We start from the raw sequence: 17,835 nt of genomic DNA, 5'->3' as shown, positions 1-17,835 counted from the left end.
ACAAGGAGTTGGTGAATTTTAGCGCACTATTGCGGAGAAGAAGAATTCAGTAGTACTACTTAAATCCGTTAATCGGTAATGCACCCGAAAATTCAAGCTACCATTACCATTAATTTTGTGGAAGAAAAAAGAACAGAAATGAACCATAAAAACACTTTACGATCAATATCATTGGCGGCGGCCATCATGGTATGTTCAGCGGCTGGTAGACCGGCAGCCACAACAACAATAGTCGAGGAATCACCCTTTGGTAATCAGCACTGGACCATGCAGGCCGCAAGCATTCAGCCAGCCATCGACCTGAATGCTGATGGCAAGTTGGATACAGACTTAATGATCTTAATAAGGCCTTGCGAGCGCGATGATGCGGATCTATTTCGTGCAGATGGATTTATCATCACCCACAGAGGCGCTACCTCCTGCGAAGAAGACGAAGGCAAGGTCGAAGAAACCGGGACCTGGGCTTATAACCCGTCCACGAAAACACTGATTATGGAGCGATATGACGGCAGCAAACCCATTGAGGGCAAACTTGAAACTATTACTCCCAATAAAATCACCTTTGTTTCCACTCACCAATCGAGCAAGGGAAAGCATACTATACGAACCACCTATGTTGCTAAGAAGGTTTAAATACTAAGGTACATTCGCCAATACAACGACTAACATCAACAATACGCTAGTCGTTGTTTAAACGAAGGTGGCCGCGCTAAACCTATATACTCCGCTTTTTTTGTTATTTTGCCTACAAGAAAATACTATAAGATGATTAACGTTGGAATTGTGGATGATCATGCCCTTATCATCAGTGGCTTGGCTCATATGTTAAGCGAACAGAAAGACTGTCAACTAATTTTTACGGCCGGAACGGCTCAAGAATTAATGGAAGCCTTAACGCAGCAAGTACCACATGTACTCTTATTAGATATTGAACTGCCCGATGTTAACGGACTTGATTTATGCACGTTGCTGCAAAAGCAATTTCCAAGTATCCGAATTATAGCACTTACCAACCACGATGAAGTCGTTTATATAAAGAAAATGATGCGTAATGGTGCGCAAGGATATCTATTAAAGGGGACCGACAAAAACACGCTGATCACAGCTATCAAAATGGTATCTCAGGGCCAACAATTTATTGACAAACAGGTTGAAATAGCTGTTGTAAATCAAACAATCTCAGGCAAGCGAACAACCGTAGCGGTAAAACTGACAAGCCGAGAGCAAGAAATTCTCGCTTTGATAGCGAATGAGTATTCTAACCAGGAGATCGCCGATAAACTTTTTTTAAGCATCCGAACCGTTGAATCACATCGCCATAGTCTTAATCAGAAACTCAATGTAAAAACAATGGCGGGCCTCATTAAAGAGGCCTATTTACGTGGACTGATCTAACTGTCGGCTAAAGTCGATCGCAGCGCATTTATCCGTAGTGACACTCTTTTCTACCTTTACTACTTACGATGTCTAGGTATTATTGTATTATGCGTATTAAGGCAGTTTTCTGTGATCTCTTTTTGCCAGACATAGAATAGATAATTTATTCATAATATCGGCTTAACATACTACTTCTATATTTGGAATGATTTGACAACATAATAATAGAGTTCCAAGAAAAGGCTGGTTTGCATTGCAAAATCAGCCTTTTATTATTTTGGTTTTTCCGTGTACCACAATTTAGGAGAAGGGTAACAAGCATTAGGATAGATCACTTTTTCTCATCCATTGGGAAATCGGGTAACAATTAGCGGAATGCCTAGAACGTTTCTTGCAATCATCTGATTCATCTAGTACTTTTATGATAAATAGGTTTAGGTTGAGCCCCTCCGCGCTTCCCATAAGCGTTTTGGAGGGGCTATCTTTTTCTATTATTTGCGGTGCTGTCAAAAAAGCGTCTCACAAAAGTTGATTGCCGATGCCGGCATTTCTTTTAATATTCGTCCTAATCATAGTGGACGTTGAATTAATCTTTTGTATCTTTGTAACTTATGCAAAAACAGCTATTCACATATTATAATTTGGTGGTTGGAATGATTGCCTAATTCCGAGGGCTTGTTTCTAAAATCGCTGACTTGGTAATTCCTATATTACCAAGGGTGATTTATATGTTGCAAACCGTTCGGATGATAGAGAATTAAGCAATTTTATTTCATCATTTTAAATTATTAAGGTAGTGAATAACTTATCATTATATGGTTGGAACGACAATTTATTCCAACTAAAACAAAATTCAGCATATAAACATCTTTTTCATGGCCGCGTTTCGGCAGTAAACAAGACCAATTACGAAGTTATCGCCGAGCATGGTGTACTATTATGCGAACTAAGCGGTAATGTGCTTTATGGAAGGTCATCATTTGAACTTCCCTGTACGGGCGATTGGATTATTTTTCAACCCTTTGACGATAACAAAGGAATAATCGTTGATATTTTACCACGTAAACATACCCTGTACCGAAGAAAGAGCGGAACCGTATCTGAAAGACAGGCCATTGCATCCCATATCGATAAGGCATTTATTGTACAAAGCCTTGATGCCAATTTCAGCGTTCGCCGAATGGAGCGCTTTATGTTTCAGGTATTAGAAGAAAACATACAGCCGATATTAATACTCACTAAATCTGATTTGGAATTCAATCGTCACCAAGTCAATGAGTCGCTGAAACATATTGATCGCCAGATACCGGTATTTTTCACGAGTATTCTTTCTCCCGAAACAATCCTTCCTATACGAAAATTTGTCAGCCAGGGAGAGTCGATTGTATTGGTAGGATCGTCGGGCGTTGGAAAAAGTTCATTAATTAATGCACTGTGTGAACGGACGGTATTTTTAACATCTGAAATAAGCAAGTCCTCAGGTAAAGGAAGACATACCTCAACACGAAGAGAGATGGTCTTGATGGATGATAGTGGCATTCTAATAGACACACCCGGTGTAAGAGAATTCGGCTTAGCCTCAGACAATGCTGAGGCATTAGCAGATATGCTCGATGTTTCTGCTTTTGCAGAATCCTGCCGTTTTAAGAATTGTATGCATATCGATGAACCCGGGTGCGCCGTTGTTGAAGCTGTAAACAGTGGCATTTTAGAACCGGAAGTGTACAATAGTTATCTCAAATTGCGAAAAGAATCTTGGCATTTTTCGACTTCTGAATATGAAAAGCGTAAAAGAGCCAAATCTTTTGCTAGAATTTCAGATGAGGCTAAGAGGATAAAAAAACGTTAATTTTCTGATGATTAAATCCAGGTGTTTCTACTGTAAATACAACACCTGGATTAGCCAAGCTTCCTTATGTGTAAAACGATCTTCCCGGCCTTTGAAAGATTACGAATTAGTTTTATGTCCGAAGGGGTAAAATCCATAAAGTATTTATCGAGAAGGTGAATCTATGTAGTTGTTTGCAAAAGGGATGAACCCTATCCTTTTTGGCATATAAAAACTTAATATGAATAGTGATTACGCGGATTTATGTACGATCTTCGTGCCAAGTAGAGATACTCCTTTTCTTTAAAAAAGTGCGGAATATAGTATTAGCTTTATAGCTTCTTGTAGGATAAGAACTGTTGTTTTTTCTGCATTTGTTTTCTGTCTTTATCAATCGTGGTGTGATAAGACCCAATTTTTAGGTCTTATCATACCACAAAAGGTAATATGACAGACAGCGTTTACATATCAGAACATCTTACTAAACCCCAACTCGAGTTTTTGAAGTGCTGGACGACATGAGCGAAATTGACATTCCAAATCATTAGGGACGGTTGATTGAGGGAATACGCTTGCTGTGGGCTTCCAGAGGTGAGTGAATGCCTGGAGTGAGGTACGAACGAAAGGCGTGAACCGACCGGAGGAATAATAAGAACACTGTTTAAAGACTTCTTAGCATATACTTTTATCGCAAATTTATTTTAAAATATTTTTTTTTGATTTTGTTATATGGTAAATTTGCATAATGAGCGCTAGAAAGGATATATCACGAATCCTGCCCAAACATTTATTTTGGGATGTCGATCCAAAGAATTTAGATATTCAGGATGATAGTGATTTTATTATCCCTAGAGCTTTAATTGCTACAACCGCTGAAACATTTGCTAAAGATATCCAACCTTTGGAGAAGTTATATAGCAAAGTTCAAATCGTTAAGGAATTGCAAAGCACAAAAGAACGTATAAGTAATGAGGTGTGTAAACTTGTCGCTCGTCGTTATCATGTGAAGCAGTTTTTACGTTATCAATAATGTCTGCCATCTCTCCCGGTTTATTAAAGACAATTCGTGAATTACAGTCTTTCGAAAGCATTAAGGGTTCTGCCTTAGGCGGTGGCACTAATTTGGCTCTTCGTTATAACCATCGTATCTCTACAGACATCGATATCTTTTTTCCTCATATTATTGGAAAAGCAGGTTATGAAAAAATCAAAAAAGATGTCATGGATTTTTATGGTGCGCGTGTATTTGGCACCCAGTATCCATGCGAAATAGACGATCAGTATATTTTTCTTCGGTTTTTTATCATATGTGATGGGGAAACCATCAAGGTAGAAGTTCTTCAGAACATGAAAATGATGGGTGATATCGAAGAATTGGACGATATTAAATTGGTATCGGAACTAGATATTGCATTATTTAAGATGATGTCTGCAGCAAATCGTGCCACCCAGAAAGATGTCTATGACTTAGATCTTCTAACTGAAAAATTTACTTTAGCGTATTTGTATGAACAACTTAATAAAAAGCGGTCTTTATTTTCAGAAGAGTTGCATAAAAATATTTTTGACCTCGATGGCGAAATAAGCCCTTTAGATGATCCTTTAACTTTGTTGAAGTTTGATGAAGGCAACGCTCAAGACAATAAGTTAAGACCTCACCATTCCCAAAATAGAGTAGATATTGTAAAAGACCAAAAAAGTTGGCCCATAGCACGATCAAGCTGGCGAAAGAAAGTTCGCGTTCTTTTCGGCCAATTAAACATAGCTTTTCCAGGACCAGCATCATCAGATGTTGAATAAAATATAAATCTTTCCAGTAATCGGCTAGTATAAGCTTACAGAAGACAGAAGAAGAAACTAGGTGTCGTCTCAAGTGAATTAGTCACGACTTTTCAACATGTGAACGGATAAGTTTGCCTTCATTGTTGTGGTGTTTTATGTTATTCAAATTATTTCCTTTTGCTTTCAAAATCAAGATGTTTAGATTTTGAACCGTTTACATAACTAATTTATAGTTATGTTTTTGTGAGGTTTAGCGAGACCCTAAATTTTCAGAATTAGGGTCTCGCTGCAATTGGGAAATATAGAATGATCGGGAAGGCTTATAAATGCAAAAACCCTATAAATAGCACTATTTATAGGGTTTTGACGCGTTTTGTTTACTAATTTGTGGAGCCGGAGGGATTCGAACCCTCGTCCAAACATGGTACTGTATATGCTTTCTACATGCTTAGCTTCCGTTTAATTGTCGGGAAGTGGAAGGTCGGTCGCTTACCTATACCAGTTTCCGTAGGCACTTAATTTCGCCAACTCATCGTGCCGCTAAGTCAGCTAGCTTCGTTGATCGATGCTCCCGATGTTACAGCACGAAGCAGACTGCAACGGAACAAAAGCTATGCTAATTCTAAATTAGGCAGCTAAGGCGTAGTTATTTTCGCCATTTATAAGGTTGAAAGTTCAGATTATAGTGCTAGACTAACAACGCACTGCATGCTTACATAACCGTCTCCATCCTGTCAATTCCGGTCGACCCCATGTAATATATAGCCTACAAAGATATAAAAAATTTTGCTTTCTATCAAGCCTTCGTGCGTCCCCCCTCCCCGTCTATTTACATTAAATCAACCATAAAGACCCAAGCTATATTTTAACTGAACGATTCTATATTTCACAAGTTTATTTTGCAATTTTTCTTAGATTTATCCATTTTTTTATTAGATTAGTAGTTATATTAACTAATATACAATGGCAACATTCTCCGAAATCATCAAAGGAAAAACCCCCGTACTGGTTGACTTTTTTGCAGAATGGTGTGGTCCCTGCAAGATAATGGCCCCGATATTAGATGAAGTCAAATCGCAATTTGGTGATAAAGTCACCATACTAAAAGTTGATGTAGATAAAAATCCGAAAGCCGCGTCTAATTATCAAGTTCGAGGCGTTCCCACACTGATTCTTTTTAAAGAAGGGGAGATTAAATGGCGACAAAGCGGCGTAGTGCCACAAAATCAACTAGCACAAATCATCGACAGCTACGCGTCATAAGCACATAAAATAATGAGGAACAGGATATTAATTCTCGACGACGATGAGGATATATTATATTTTTGCTCTGTCGTATTTGAGGGCCTGAACTTTGAGGTAATATCGTCTCCTCACAGTAAGGATATTATCACACAAGTAGAACAGGCAGCTCCAGATATAGTCTTAATTGATAATTGGATACCGGGTATGGGGGGCGTAAAAGCAACACAAATACTAAAAAATACACCCCATTTAAAGAATATACCAGTTATTTTATTCTCTGCTAGCAGTAACCTACCTAGTTTGGCGGAAGAGGCGGGAGCAAACAACTACTTGAAAAAGCCATTTGACTTAAGCGAACTGGAAGACTTAGCTTTATCGCTCTTGCAAAAAAAAAGCATAAAACCTTGAAGTCTTACGGAAACAAAGCCTATAATGCTTTATAAGCATTTCATGAAATCAATCTTGCAAAGTAAAGTAATAAAGAATGTTCTTATATGACGACAAACAAACCTGTAATTAGCAGAAGCGAAAGCGAAATGATGGAATTAATTTTGCGCGTTGCGGCAAAAGACACAAAGATCCTCGGCGTTTTACAAGATGGTTCTCGATCAAATCCCAATGTAAGCAAGGATATATTTCAGGATTACGACATTATTTACGTAGTTGAAAGTCTTGAACCACGTTACCTAAATGCAGATTGGTTGGAGGTATTTGGCGAGCTTATGATTATGCAAATACCGGAAGACATGGAATTATACCCACCAACGCCTGAGATGGCTGGCGCATTTTCTTATTTATTGCAATTTAAAGATGGTAATCGCATTGATTTAACCATCGTGCCGCTCGAACGTTTGCACCATTTTACGAACGATAGTCTTTGTAAGGTAATTTGGGACAAAAACGGCCTTTTCAAAGAAAGGCCACTCCCTCCTGCTAGTGATGCCAGCTATATAGTAAAAAAGCCTTCGGCACGTTCGTTTGAAGATTGCTGCAATGAATTTTGGTACACCACTGCCGGCTTAGCTAAAGGCTTATGGCGTGGTGAATTGGTACTGGTTAAAGAATTATTCAGCCAAGTGATCCATGCTGCTTTGATGCAGATGATGGACTGGTATATTGGATGTCGTCACGATTTCACGGTTAATCCGGGTAAATTTGGCAAATTCTATGAGCGATACCTAGAAGGGGAAGTATATAAAAAGTTCTTAGCCACTTACTCAGATGCACATTTAGATAATACTTGGATTGCCCTCTATAAGACAATCGAGCTATTTAGGGAAGTTGCAACGTATGTAGCTCAACAATTAGGATATAACTACCGTAGGGATTGGGATCAAAATGTAACCAAATATTTACTGCATGTGCAACAGTTGCCAAAAAATGCCATGCGTATTTATAGTGAGCATCAAGACTAGAGAAATATAAATTCAACTCAAAGAAAGGCGCCTTGTCTAGGTTGCAGCATTGTAAGCCAGACAGATGTTTCTGTCATAAAAATAGGTATTTACTTCTGATTTGGATGCACACCCATTCAAACCCTATGGGATGTTGCGTAAAATATTAGTAGAAAATTTAGGTGCTTAACATGAAAAAAGTATTTTTGTAAAAAGCAATAAGAAAAGAGAATGCGGAACAAGATACTGATTCTTGATGATGACGAGGATATCCTTTACTTCTGCTCTGTGGTATTCGAGAACTTAGATTTTGAGGTTATATCATCTCCTCACAGCAAGGATATTATCGAACAGGTAGAAAAGGCTAATCCGGACATCATCTTAATAGACAACTGGATACCTGGACTGGGCGGTGTAAAAGGAACGCAAACCTTAAAAGCCACCTCCCATTTAAAAGATATTCCGGTTATTATATTTTCGGCTAATAGCAATTTACCTACTTTGGCGGAAGAAGCAGGTGCCGACAGTTATCTTAGAAAACCGTTTGATCTGGACGAATTAGAAAACTTAGCCCTTTCATTGTTGCAGAAAAAGGCATAACACTTCACTTGTATTTATGTCGTTCCGTAAGATTATTCATGTAGATATGGATGCATTTTATGCATCGGTAGAACAACGGGATAATCCAACATATAGAGGCATTCCCATTGTTGTTGGCGGACAACCGGATCAGCGTGGTGTGGTAGCTACCGCCAGCTACGAAGCGAGGGCCTATGGTATACACTCGGCGATGTCTTCCCGAAAGGCGCAACAACTCTGTCCACAGGTCTTGTTTGTACGCCCGAGATTCGAAGTCTATAAATCTGTTTCCAATCAAATACGATCAATATTTCATCGCTATACCGATATTATTGAACCTTTATCCCTTGACGAGGCTTATTTAGATGTCAGCGAAGATAAACTGGGAATTGGCTCTGCAATAGAAATTGCGAAGGAAATAAAGAATGCTATTAGAACCGAACTTCATCTTACAGCTTCGGCAGGTGTATCCACGAATAAATTTGTTGCTAAAATAGCGTCGGATATGAATAAACCCGACGGGCTTACTTTTATCGGTCCGTCAAGAATCGAAGCGTTCATAGAAGCCTTGCCAATTCAAAAATTTTACGGAATCGGTAAAGTGACGGCAAAAAAGATGAATAGTTTGCAAATCTATAAAGGAGCCGATTTAAAAAAGTTATCAAGGGACCATCTACTGAATCTCTTTGGAAAGGTAGGTAATTTCTACTACGATATTGTCCGCGGAATAGATGAACGTCCCGTTCAAACTTTTCGGGAGCTTAAATCAATTGGTGCCGAGGATACCTTTACAAGCGACTTAATGGAAGAACAGGAACTCATGACGGAACTAAAACTGATCGCGCAACGGGTGGTTAAGAGATTGGAGGCAAAACAAGTACTGGGCAGCACCTTGACACTTAAAATTAAATTTGCTGATTTCAAACAAATTACCCGCAATTACACCCATTCCAATCTCATCCATCTGGACCAAGTGGAAGCCTTTGGACTTGACCTTTTAAAAGCAGCACCCATAGACGGCAAACCTATAAGGCTGCTGGGGCTAACTGTATCCAATTTTAACATTGCTAAATCGGAAGACAATCAGCTCTCATTGTTCTAAAAGCTCGTCAGATTTTTCTAACATTAAGATCACTGTCTAAAAATAAGTACAGCTGTTCAAAAAATTAAATAAAATTTAAAAAGCTTATTTACAGATAGTTGCATTTTTTGGCTTAGCTATTGTAATTTGACTAACAACAATAAAAAGTTAAAAAATAAGAAAATCATGAAAAAGTTATTATTATCGATTACAGCTTTACTTTTTGCAACAGGAGCATTTGCTCAACAGGAAATGGGCTTTGGTTTAAAAGCAGGTGTTAACTTTCCTAAGTACAATTTCTCCAACAATGGAGAAAGTGTATCATCTACCGGTTCAACGACCAATTTCCATATAACTGCTTTTTTGGATGCGCCTATTGCGACTGATTGGTTTTATGTACAGCCTGGTATCTCTTTACAAGGAAAAGGCGGAAAACTTGAAGAAAATCAATTTGGCTCTTACAAACAGAATACTATGTGGATAGAAGTGCCAGTAAACTTTGTGGCTAAATTTCCAACTGCTGATGCAGGTAGCTTCTTCCTTGGGGCTGGTCCTTACATCGCTTTTGGTATTTCAGGTAAGAACAAATGGGAATCTAACAATGGCGGCTCTTCGGAAACAGACATTCCTGATTTTGAATTCGGAGGCGACGGTGCATTGAAATCAACTGATTTTGGTTTGAACTTCATCGGCGGGTTTGAGTTTACCAACGGCTTAATGATCCATGGTGGTTATGGCTTAGGATTGACTAACTTAAACGCACGATTCGAAGGAACAGATATGAAGCAAACCAATCGCGTTTGGACTGTTGGTTTAGGATTTAGAATCTAAACCGAACATTCTCTTCTAAAGAAAACGCTATCGAAGTTCGATAGCGTTTTCTTTTTATATTAAATAAACATAAGATTGTTTAATAGTCAAGCGCCACGCGGAACATAAGCGCTCCGACCGTCAAGTTGGTTCGACTATCAATCAATATGGCTGCTCCATTTGCTTTGTTGTCATCATATAAATCAAATGGAAGTACATCAGCGGTTTTCAACCGTACCCGACCAATATCGTTCAACTTAAATTCGTCAGCACTATGTTTTTCCAGTGTGTTAATATCTACATTGTAGACGATTTCTTGAACTTTACAACGAGATAATTTACTATTGTGTTGTATAAGATAGGTTAACGACAGGTCTAAAGGTCTTGTATCCATCCAACATAAATCGGCTTCTACGGTCTGTGATTGATAAGGTAAACTGTCGCTGTTTACAATGACATCCCCTCTGCTGATATCAATATCATCTTTTAAATGAATGGTTACCGATTGACCGGCAAAGGCCTCGTTTAGGTTTTTATCAAGCTGTTCGATTTTAGTGATTGTCGACTTCGATCCCGAGGGCAACACTGTTACTTCATCATGCACTTTAAAGGTCCCGCTGGCAACTTTACCGGCATAGCCACGGTAATCATGAAGCTCTTCTGTTTGTGGCCTAATAACCCATTGTACGGGCAGACGCGCGTATTCTACATCTAAATCATGGCTGACATCTACGTTTTCCAAATAATTTAACAAACTTTCTCCTTGATACCAAGGCATGTGTTCAGACTTTTGCACGATATTATCTCCTTTAAGCGCGCTCACGGGAATGTAATTGACCTGTTGCAAATTTAATTGATGAGCCAGTGCCTTGTATTTTGAAATAATGGCATCGAAAACCGTTTCACTATAGTCAACCATATCCATCTTATTGATACAAACAATTAAATGTTTGATACCCAATAAAGACGCAAGGTAAGAGTGGCGAATGGTCTGCTCCACAACGCCATTACGTGCATCAATTAGAATAATTGCTAAGTCGGCGGTAGATGCCCCCGTCACCATATTACGAGTATACTGTATATGGCCCGGCGTATCGGCTATAATAAATTTACGTTTTTCTGTCTGAAAGTATTTATAGGCAACATCAATCGTAATACCCTGCTCCCGCTCTGCCCGTAAGCCATCGGTCAATATGGCTAGATCGATACTGCCATCGTCATTTTTACGTTTAGAATTCTGCAATGCTTCCAGTTGGTCAGCCAAAATGGAGCCTGTATCATAAAGCATCCGTCCAATAAGCGTACTCTTGCCGTCATCCACGCTACCAGCCGTAAAGAATTTCAATATATTCATTTCTCTCTTTGTATTTTAGTACCTTTTGGCACCTTTTTTTATTTCCTTTATCTGCTATACTTACAATTGGCAACCATTAAAAATAACCGCCTTTTTTACGATCTTCCATAGCGGCTTCAGAAACTTTATCATCCATCCGGGCGCCACGCTCACTGATTTTCGATTGACTGATCTCGTCGATGATATCGTCAATTAAGGTTGCGCTCGACTCCACTGCCGCCGTGCAAGTCATATCTCCTACCGTACGAAAACGCACTTGTTTTCTGACGACCTTGTCTTCCTCGTCCATATTGAGAAAGGGTGAAGCAGCCATCAACTGTCCATTGCGTGTAATACAATCCCGCTCATGAGCGAAATATATAGAAGGAAGCTCAATCCCTTCCCTTCGGATGTAATTCCAGACATCCAATTCAGTCCAGTTACTAATGGGAAATACGCGGACGTTTTCGCCTTTGTGAATTTTCCCATTGTAAATATTCCATAATTCAGGGCGTTGTCGTTTAGGGTCCCATTGTCCGAACTCATCCCTAACCGAAAATATACGCTCCTTGGCACGTGCTTTTTCCTCATCTCTCCGAGCACCACCAATACAGGCGTCAAAACCATTTTTCGCTATGGTATCTAGCAGTGTTACAGTTTGAAGCGCATTACGGCTGGCATTTTTTCCTTTTTGTTCGATGACCTTTCCTTCATCGATCGAATCTTGTACATAGCCGACGATTAGCTTTTCGCCAATTCGCTCAATCATTTTATCGCGATAAATAATAGTCTCTTCAAAATTATGGCCCGTGTCTATATGTACCAATGGGAAAGGAAACTTCCCCGGTCTAAACGCCTTTTCAGCCAGACGAACCAACGTAATAGAATCTTTCCCACCGGAAAAAAGGAGAGCAGGCTTTTCAAATTGACCAGCCACTTCTCTCAGAATATGTATAGCCTCTGCTTCTAGCTGATCTAAATAATCTAAACTGTTTTTACTCATTTTAATTACATTATGATTGAGCGGCATGTAGGCCGCATTCTTTCTTTGATTGATCTTCCCACCACCATCGTCCCGCACGGAAATCTTCTCCTTCTCTAACTGCTCGGGTACACGGGGCACATCCAATGCTAGGAAAACCCTTATCATGCAAGGTGTTGTAAACGATGTGATTTTCTTTTATATAAGCCTTTACATCAGCCAAAGTCCAATCGAAAATAGGATGAAATTTAATGATCTGATTTCCTTCATCCCATTCGATGTTATCCATTCCTTGTCGATTAGCTGATTGCTCAGCCCGAATACCGGTAATCCAACAAGCATTACCTGCTAAAGCGCGCTTCAACGGTTCAATTTTGCGAATATAGCAGCATTCTTTCCGATTTTCAACCGACTCATAAAAACTGCTGGGCCCTTTCGTGCTCACCATCTCTTCTAGCAAGTTTTTGTCAGGATAGAAGGCGTGAATGGGTTTATTATAAATTTCCAATGTTCGATTCCAAACATAATAGGTCTCTGGAAATAACCTCCCTGTTTCCAGCGTAAATACTTTTATAGGTATATTATTACTGAAGATGATATGCGTTAAAGCCTGGTCTTCCCAACCGAAGCTGGTAGAAAAAACAATTTTGTCATTAAATTCTTTTGCCAAAAATGTTAACGACCCAACTATGTCTAGTCCCCTCAGCTTCTCTTTCAAATCGTGTAAGTCCATTTTGATTTATTTTTGTTCAGCTATTTTTTCTGAACCTCCTTAAAACTTTATCCAACAAATAAATGCGTCAGAAATAGTACAATATTTCTTAAGCTTACGATCAGGACAATGACACCAACTAATACCATAATTGTTTTTGCCGATATCCTATTAGAAACCTTAGCCGCAATAGGTGCTGCCAGTGCGCTTCCCAGAATCAATCCCAAAACAGCTTCCCAATGAGCACCCCCAAGCATGGAAATAAAGGTAAGGGAGCTTAATATAGCGATAAAAAATCGCGTGATCTTAACCGTTCCTAAAGAAAATAATGGATGTCGGCCACCTGCAATTAAGTTGGATAGTACGATGGATCCCCACCCTCCGCCAAATGCCGCATCAATAAAGCCTCCAAAGAAACCCAGTAAGCCAATACGCTCAATTTTTTTTCTTTTTTTATTTTTCTTGATATTAAAGGCCTTCATTAGAATAACTACTCCTAAAATACCGGTATACAAAGCTACTAAAGGTTTTGTATATGCGCTGTAATGCTCTAAGGATGAAAGTAGATAAGCCCCAATCACGGCTCCAACCACACCGGGAATGAGCAGCAACTTAAAAAGCTTCCAATTTACATTGCCCATGCGGTAATGCATCCATCCGGCAATACCATTACTAAGCACTTCTGATAAGTGTATTCCCATACTCGCCGGTGCAGGCGGTATGCCCATTGCCAGGGAAAAAGATGAGGAAGTAACTCCATAGGACATTCCTATTGCACCATCCACCATAGCAAAGACAAAGCCTGCTCCTAAAAAGTAATAGAATACAGGGTCAAGCTCCATTAAAAATGATTGGAATTCCGGCTCTTTATGCCAAAAAACCAAGACACCAATCGTCATCGAAAAAATTATAGCCAACCAGATAAGCCACTTAAAATTCCGACGAACACTTTCCGTTGGTTCCGATGTAACAAGCGTCGCAGTTACTGCATTTAATTTTTTGACTTTGTCAGAAAAATCCCCTTTCAGTTTCCCCCGTAAAGCACTCATTTGCTGAAGCGTTTGGTCAATTTCATCCGGTATGCTTTCAGCTAGTACTTCTTTTAATCGTTTAGCAATTGTGGGTGATTTACCGTTCGTTGATATTGCTATTTTGAGATCTCCCTTTTTAACGACAGATCCAAGATAAAAATCACAAAGCGATGGTTTATCGGCTATGTTGACCAGAAGCTTCCGTTCGTGCGCAGCTTTTCTGATCTCTGCGTTTAATTCATTGTTGTTTGTGGCCGCCACGATTAACTGAACGGCATCCATATCGGTCGGCTCAAATGCCTTTTGGAAGATTTGAAGTTGTGTGTGCGTTTCAGCAAATTGATATACTTCCGGAATGATTTCTTTCGCTACAAGCTTGACTTTTACCTGAGGACTGTTTCCAAGAAGTGCCTGTAATTTCTCCAATGCAACAGGGCCACCCCCGATTACGAGGGTGTGCAAATCGTTTAATTTTAAAAAAACGGGAAACAATTGATTTCCTATAGCGTTTTCATTGCTTGCAGCTAAAAGGGCTGCATCATTCTCCAATAACTGAGGCATACTCCTTTACAATCGATTTATATGATGGGTGCAAAGAAACCACCTCTCCGAATACCAATATAGCTGGAGCTGTAATCGTTTCCTGTTGCGCTTTATCTACGATGTTATGCACGTTTCCTACCACCAACTTTTCGTCCTGCGTTGAGCCTTTCTGTATAATAGCCACCGGTAATTTGTCCTTACCCGCTGCTTTAAAAATTTCTACGATTTCCTTGAGCTTCTTCAATCCCATGAGTACAACTACCGTCGCCTTTGTTTGTGCCGCTTGATAGACATCATGCGAAACCTCTCCTGAAGACGTGGTACCGGTAATCACCCAAAAGCTTTCACTCAGTCCGCGATGCGTAACAGGAATATGTTGCAGACCCGGAACACCGATAGAGCTGGATATACCAGGGATAACAGTTACCGGTATACGGTAAGCGGCAGCAAATTCAAGCTCTTCGTAACCTCGTCCGAAAACAAAAGAATCACCTCCCTTTAGTCGTACCACGTGCCCGAAATTCAAGGCATAGTCCACCATCAATCTATTTACTACCTCTTGTGAGTAGCTGTGATCACCTGAGCGTTTCCCTACATATACCTTTGTAGCGTTTGGTGGAATAAATTGCAAAAGTTCTTCACCAACCAGTGCATCATACAGTACAACATCCGCCCCTTGCAAAGCCTTTAAACCTTTTAAGGTGATCAGTTCGGGATCGCCGGGCCCCGCACCCACCAAGGTTATTCTAGGTGCGTTATTCTTTTTTATATCATTCATGATTGTAATACCGTCTCTCGTTTAGTTCTCGTTAGTTTTAAAAATTCCTCGGCCTGTTTAAAATAGGCCTGAGCAAAATTGGCAGAAGGTTCTTCTTTATTAATTTTCAACACCATTTCCGCGAAGCTTGTTGGAAGATCGATTTCACCACTGTCCACATATTTTGCATCAAAATCGTTGATAACACCGATATGCGTACTGCTATTCACTCCTTTATCCAACAACATCGCTTTTGCACTACTTATCAAGGTGCTATAGGCATGGTAAATGGCGTCTGACCAAGCGCCATTATCCAAGGCTTGGTTAGCCCAGCTAAGTTTCTCTTCTGCTTCCAAAAGTAGGGTCGCTACTAAATCTATCACCACGCCCGCACATTCGCCTACCCCAATAGCCGTCTTGAAGGTTTCCTCATGCCCCCAGTCTACAAATTCCTCCTCTTTCAGGCTGGAAAGATCTGCCAGCGGTTTCAACAATTGATAAAAGTAATCCTTCCCTTGGCGATCGTAATATTGCTGAAATCGCTCCCCCTTTTCCGCATTTGCCTTATAATCATCCAGTAAAGATCTTAAAACGTCTGTAGCGCGTTTTGACGGCGTCTTTATAACGCGCTCAGCAGCACGTCCGACACCATCCCCTACCGTTCCCCCACCAAGCATTACCTGTACAGCAGGCACCACCTTTCCAGCTGCCTTTAACGAACTACCGTGAAATCCTATTTCGGCAAGTCCGTGCTGTCCGCAGGAGTTCATACAGCCACTGATTTTGATCTTGATGTCCTTGTTGAAGACAAACTCGGGGTATTCCTCATACACGAGGTCTTCCAATACCGTTGCCAAGGTCATACTATTGGAAATTCCCAAATTACAGGTATCCGTACCCGGACAAGTAGTAACATCCGCTACCGAATCAAAACCAATTTTAGCAAAGCCGATTTTATTCAATGCGTGAAATAAAGCTGGTAAATGCGCTTCAGGCACGTATTTCAGCAATAAGCCTTGATTTTGGGTGATACGGATTTCATCGGCTACCAAGGGCTGAATCAAGGAAATGAATTCCCTTGCCAGATCCGTTTTTATATCTCCAATAAGCACTTTGATGTATACGCCATAGTACCCCTTCTGTTTCTGTTCAAATACATTGGTTTTTAACCAGTATTCATATTGAAGACGCTCTGCGTCCGATACATCCTCTAAAACTGTATTCACCGGAATATTCGGTGCTTTTACTGCATCAATATCTATTGGAAGTTGTTTAGCTTTGATGGCAATTTTTTCTTTTTCTATAAGCTGTAAGACTTCATCCAAGCCTAATTTTTGAATCAGGTATTTCATTCTCGCCTTATTACGGTTATTGCGTTCACCATACCGATCGAACACGCGTATAACAGCTTCAATGAAAGGAATCAACTGATCCTCAGGCAAGAACTCATAAATAAGATGCGCCAAAATAGGTTGTGCACCTAAGCCACCGCCTATAACGACTTTAAAGCCCCGTTTGCCACTTGGATCAATTTTAGGTATCAACCCGACATCATGCACATAACTGTATGCAGTATCTTTTTCACTGGATGAAAAGGCAATTTTAAACTTGCGCCCCATTTCCTGACAAATTGGGTTTCTCAAAAAATAATCGAAAGTAGCGTAAGCGTAAGGAGAAACATCAAAAGGTTCGTCCGGATCGATACCAGCTGTAGGAGAGGCTGTAACATTTCGCACGGTATTACCACAAGCCTCACGGATAGTCACATCATCGGCTGCCAATTTGGACCAAAGCTCCGGCGTCCGATCCAAACTCACGTAGTGTATCTGTATATCTTGACGCGTAGTTAAATGCAAATTACCACTTCCATATTCGTCGGCGATATCAGCTATTCTCAAAAATTGCTTAAAAGTCACTTTTCCAAACGGAAGCTTTATGCGTACCATTTGTACACCGGGTTGGCGTTGTCCATAAATCCCTCTAGCAAGCCGGAGACTTCTAAACTTTTCGTCATGAATAGAACCTTGTCTAAAGGCATGGATTTTCTTTTCAAGATCTATAATATCTTGCTCCACTACTGGATTCTCTAATTCCGTTCTGAAACTTTGCATCGTTTACCCCTTATTAAATGTTGATGTCGAGTTCATTTGTCAAATGCTCAACCTAATCGATTGCTAAAAACACAAAAAAACTTAAATAACATTAAAAAATCGTTAAGCCAAAAAACAGTATCGAAACGACTTGATAATATTTCCATTTAGCAAATATATAAAGTATACCGTATTAGTAGTATTAATTTTCGACTTTTTTTTAATTTTTACATTCAGCGCACTTATTGCGTGCCCTGAACACGTTATTCAGCATCGCTAATTTACGTAGCC

Annotated in this window: 17 protein-coding genes and 1 other RNA gene; 11 read left to right on the top strand and 7 right to left on the bottom strand. The window is 39.9% G+C overall.

The genetic code is table 11. The features are described 5' to 3' along the window. The first annotated feature begins 78 nt into the window (after window positions 1-78). The 5 genes from FKG96_RS13870 (at window position 79) to FKG96_RS13850 (ending at window position 5,005) form a co-directional block, all read left to right on the top strand. Window positions 79-633: a hypothetical protein gene (locus FKG96_RS13870; RefSeq protein WP_130857469.1), complete on the top strand. Its 555-nt coding sequence runs from the start codon at window positions 79-81 to the stop codon at window positions 631-633. Between the two features lie 132 nt (window positions 634-765). Continuing rightward, on the top strand, window positions 766-1,395 hold the full coding sequence (locus FKG96_RS13865; protein ID WP_013666469.1) for a response regulator transcription factor: 630 nt from the start codon (window positions 766-768) through the stop codon (window positions 1,393-1,395). Window positions 1,396-2,173: 778 nt separating this feature from the next. Further along, window positions 2,174-3,226, top strand: coding sequence for a ribosome small subunit-dependent GTPase A (gene rsgA / locus FKG96_RS13860; RefSeq protein WP_130857468.1), 1,053 nt, complete (start codon window positions 2,174-2,176; stop codon window positions 3,224-3,226). A gap of 724 nt (window positions 3,227-3,950) precedes the next feature. Continuing rightward, window positions 3,951-4,235, top strand: a complete 285-nt coding sequence (locus tag FKG96_RS13855; RefSeq protein ID WP_130857467.1) for a hypothetical protein — start codon at window positions 3,951-3,953, stop codon at window positions 4,233-4,235. Beyond that, entirely contained in the window at window positions 4,235-5,005 is a 771-nt protein-coding gene (locus tag FKG96_RS13850) for a nucleotidyl transferase AbiEii/AbiGii toxin family protein (RefSeq protein WP_130857466.1), read from the top strand. The genes FKG96_RS13855 and FKG96_RS13850 overlap by 1 nt, the downstream gene beginning before the upstream one ends. Before the next feature lie 367 nt (window positions 5,006-5,372). On the opposite strand, the gene ssrA is transcribed toward FKG96_RS13850, so the two are convergent. Further along, window positions 5,373-5,739, bottom strand: a transfer-messenger RNA (tmRNA) gene (gene ssrA / locus FKG96_RS13840). A gap of 211 nt (window positions 5,740-5,950) precedes the next feature. Between ssrA and trxA the strand changes: the two genes are divergently transcribed. The 6 genes from trxA (at window position 5,951) to FKG96_RS13810 (ending at window position 10,117) form a co-directional block, all read left to right on the top strand. Then, entirely contained in the window at window positions 5,951-6,250 is a 300-nt protein-coding gene (gene trxA, locus FKG96_RS13835) for a thioredoxin (protein ID WP_013666464.1), read from the top strand. Window positions 6,251-6,262: 12 nt separating this feature from the next. Next, window positions 6,263-6,640: a PleD family two-component system response regulator gene (locus tag FKG96_RS13830; protein ID WP_130857465.1), complete on the top strand. Its 378-nt coding sequence runs from the start codon at window positions 6,263-6,265 to the stop codon at window positions 6,638-6,640. Window positions 6,641-6,726: 86 nt separating this feature from the next. After that, complete coding sequence (locus FKG96_RS13825; protein ID WP_130857464.1) at window positions 6,727-7,647, top strand: aminoglycoside 6-adenylyltransferase; 921 nt, start codon at window positions 6,727-6,729, stop codon at window positions 7,645-7,647. Between the two features lie 210 nt (window positions 7,648-7,857). After that, window positions 7,858-8,226 (top strand): response regulator, encoded by a 369-nt coding sequence (locus FKG96_RS13820; RefSeq protein ID WP_013666461.1) that lies wholly within the window; start codon window positions 7,858-7,860, stop codon window positions 8,224-8,226. Between the two features lie 16 nt (window positions 8,227-8,242). Then, window positions 8,243-9,307: a DNA polymerase IV gene (dinB, locus tag FKG96_RS13815; RefSeq protein WP_130857463.1), complete on the top strand. Its 1,065-nt coding sequence runs from the start codon at window positions 8,243-8,245 to the stop codon at window positions 9,305-9,307. Between the two features lie 165 nt (window positions 9,308-9,472). Continuing rightward, window positions 9,473-10,117 (top strand): porin family protein, encoded by a 645-nt coding sequence (locus FKG96_RS13810; protein WP_130857462.1) that lies wholly within the window; start codon window positions 9,473-9,475, stop codon window positions 10,115-10,117. Between the two features lie 79 nt (window positions 10,118-10,196). Here FKG96_RS13810 and FKG96_RS13805 read toward each other — a convergent pair whose 3' ends face one another. The 6 genes from FKG96_RS13805 to FKG96_RS13780 form a co-directional block, all read right to left on the bottom strand. Continuing rightward, window positions 10,197-11,450 (bottom strand): sulfate adenylyltransferase subunit 1, encoded by a 1,254-nt coding sequence (locus FKG96_RS13805; protein ID WP_013666458.1) that lies wholly within the window; start codon window positions 11,448-11,450, stop codon window positions 10,197-10,199. A 76-nt stretch (window positions 11,451-11,526) separates the two neighbouring features. Beyond that, complete coding sequence (gene cysD / locus FKG96_RS13800; RefSeq protein ID WP_041387458.1) at window positions 11,527-12,432, bottom strand: sulfate adenylyltransferase subunit CysD; 906 nt, start codon at window positions 12,430-12,432, stop codon at window positions 11,527-11,529. Between the two features lie 10 nt (window positions 12,433-12,442). Then, entirely contained in the window at window positions 12,443-13,144 is a 702-nt protein-coding gene (locus FKG96_RS13795) for a phosphoadenylyl-sulfate reductase (protein WP_130857461.1), read from the bottom strand. Window positions 13,145-13,191: 47 nt separating this feature from the next. Continuing rightward, window positions 13,192-14,715, bottom strand: a complete 1,524-nt coding sequence (locus FKG96_RS13790; protein WP_130857460.1) for a TSUP family transporter — start codon at window positions 14,713-14,715, stop codon at window positions 13,192-13,194. After that, complete coding sequence (gene cobA / locus FKG96_RS13785) at window positions 14,693-15,475, bottom strand: uroporphyrinogen-III C-methyltransferase (protein WP_013666454.1); 783 nt, start codon at window positions 15,473-15,475, stop codon at window positions 14,693-14,695. Before cobA ends, FKG96_RS13790 begins: the two co-directional genes overlap by 23 nt. Next, entirely contained in the window at window positions 15,472-17,565 is a 2,094-nt protein-coding gene (locus FKG96_RS13780; RefSeq protein ID WP_130857459.1) for a HEPN domain-containing protein, read from the bottom strand. The genes cobA and FKG96_RS13780 overlap by 4 nt, the downstream gene beginning before the upstream one ends. Window positions 17,566-17,835: the final 270 nt, after the last annotated feature.

It is taken from the genome of Olivibacter sp. LS-1 (assembly GCF_008245145.1).
Classification (GTDB): Bacteria; Bacteroidota; Bacteroidia; order Sphingobacteriales; family Sphingobacteriaceae; genus Olivibacter; species Olivibacter oleidegradans.
Note: the sequence above shows the minus strand (reverse complement) of the source record. Positions and strands in the feature narration are given on the sequence as shown.

Excerpts from the sequence above, each read along its gene's own strand:
- cobA (WP_013666454.1), bottom strand. The coding sequence starts at position 15,475 with ATGAATGATATAAAAAAGAATAACGCACCTAGAATAACCTTGGTGGGT.
- FKG96_RS13790 (WP_130857460.1), bottom strand. The coding sequence starts at position 14,715 with ATGCCTCAGTTATTGGAGAATGATGCAGCCCTTTTAGCTGCAAGCAAT.
- FKG96_RS13820 (WP_013666461.1), top strand. The coding sequence starts at position 7,858 with ATGCGGAACAAGATACTGATTCTTGATGATGACGAGGATATCCTTTAC.
- dinB (WP_130857463.1), top strand. The coding sequence starts at position 8,243 with ATGTCGTTCCGTAAGATTATTCATGTAGATATGGATGCATTTTATGCA.
- FKG96_RS13830 (WP_130857465.1), top strand. The coding sequence starts at position 6,263 with ATGAGGAACAGGATATTAATTCTCGACGACGATGAGGATATATTATAT.
- cysD (WP_041387458.1), bottom strand. The coding sequence starts at position 12,432 with ATGAGTAAAAACAGTTTAGATTATTTAGATCAGCTAGAAGCAGAGGCT.
- FKG96_RS13865 (WP_013666469.1), top strand. The coding sequence starts at position 766 with ATGATTAACGTTGGAATTGTGGATGATCATGCCCTTATCATCAGTGGC.
- FKG96_RS13805 (WP_013666458.1), bottom strand. The coding sequence starts at position 11,450 with ATGAATATATTGAAATTCTTTACGGCTGGTAGCGTGGATGACGGCAAG.
- FKG96_RS13810 (WP_130857462.1), top strand. The coding sequence starts at position 9,473 with ATGAAAAAGTTATTATTATCGATTACAGCTTTACTTTTTGCAACAGGA.
- FKG96_RS13870 (WP_130857469.1), top strand. The coding sequence starts at position 79 with ATGCACCCGAAAATTCAAGCTACCATTACCATTAATTTTGTGGAAGAA.
- FKG96_RS13855 (WP_130857467.1), top strand. The coding sequence starts at position 3,951 with ATGAGCGCTAGAAAGGATATATCACGAATCCTGCCCAAACATTTATTT.
- FKG96_RS13825 (WP_130857464.1), top strand. The coding sequence starts at position 6,727 with ATGACGACAAACAAACCTGTAATTAGCAGAAGCGAAAGCGAAATGATG.
- FKG96_RS13780 (WP_130857459.1), bottom strand. The coding sequence starts at position 17,565 with ATGCAAAGTTTCAGAACGGAATTAGAGAATCCAGTAGTGGAGCAAGAT.
- FKG96_RS13795 (WP_130857461.1), bottom strand. The coding sequence starts at position 13,144 with ATGGACTTACACGATTTGAAAGAGAAGCTGAGGGGACTAGACATAGTT.
- trxA (WP_013666464.1), top strand. The coding sequence starts at position 5,951 with ATGGCAACATTCTCCGAAATCATCAAAGGAAAAACCCCCGTACTGGTT.
- FKG96_RS13850 (WP_130857466.1), top strand. The coding sequence starts at position 4,235 with ATGTCTGCCATCTCTCCCGGTTTATTAAAGACAATTCGTGAATTACAG.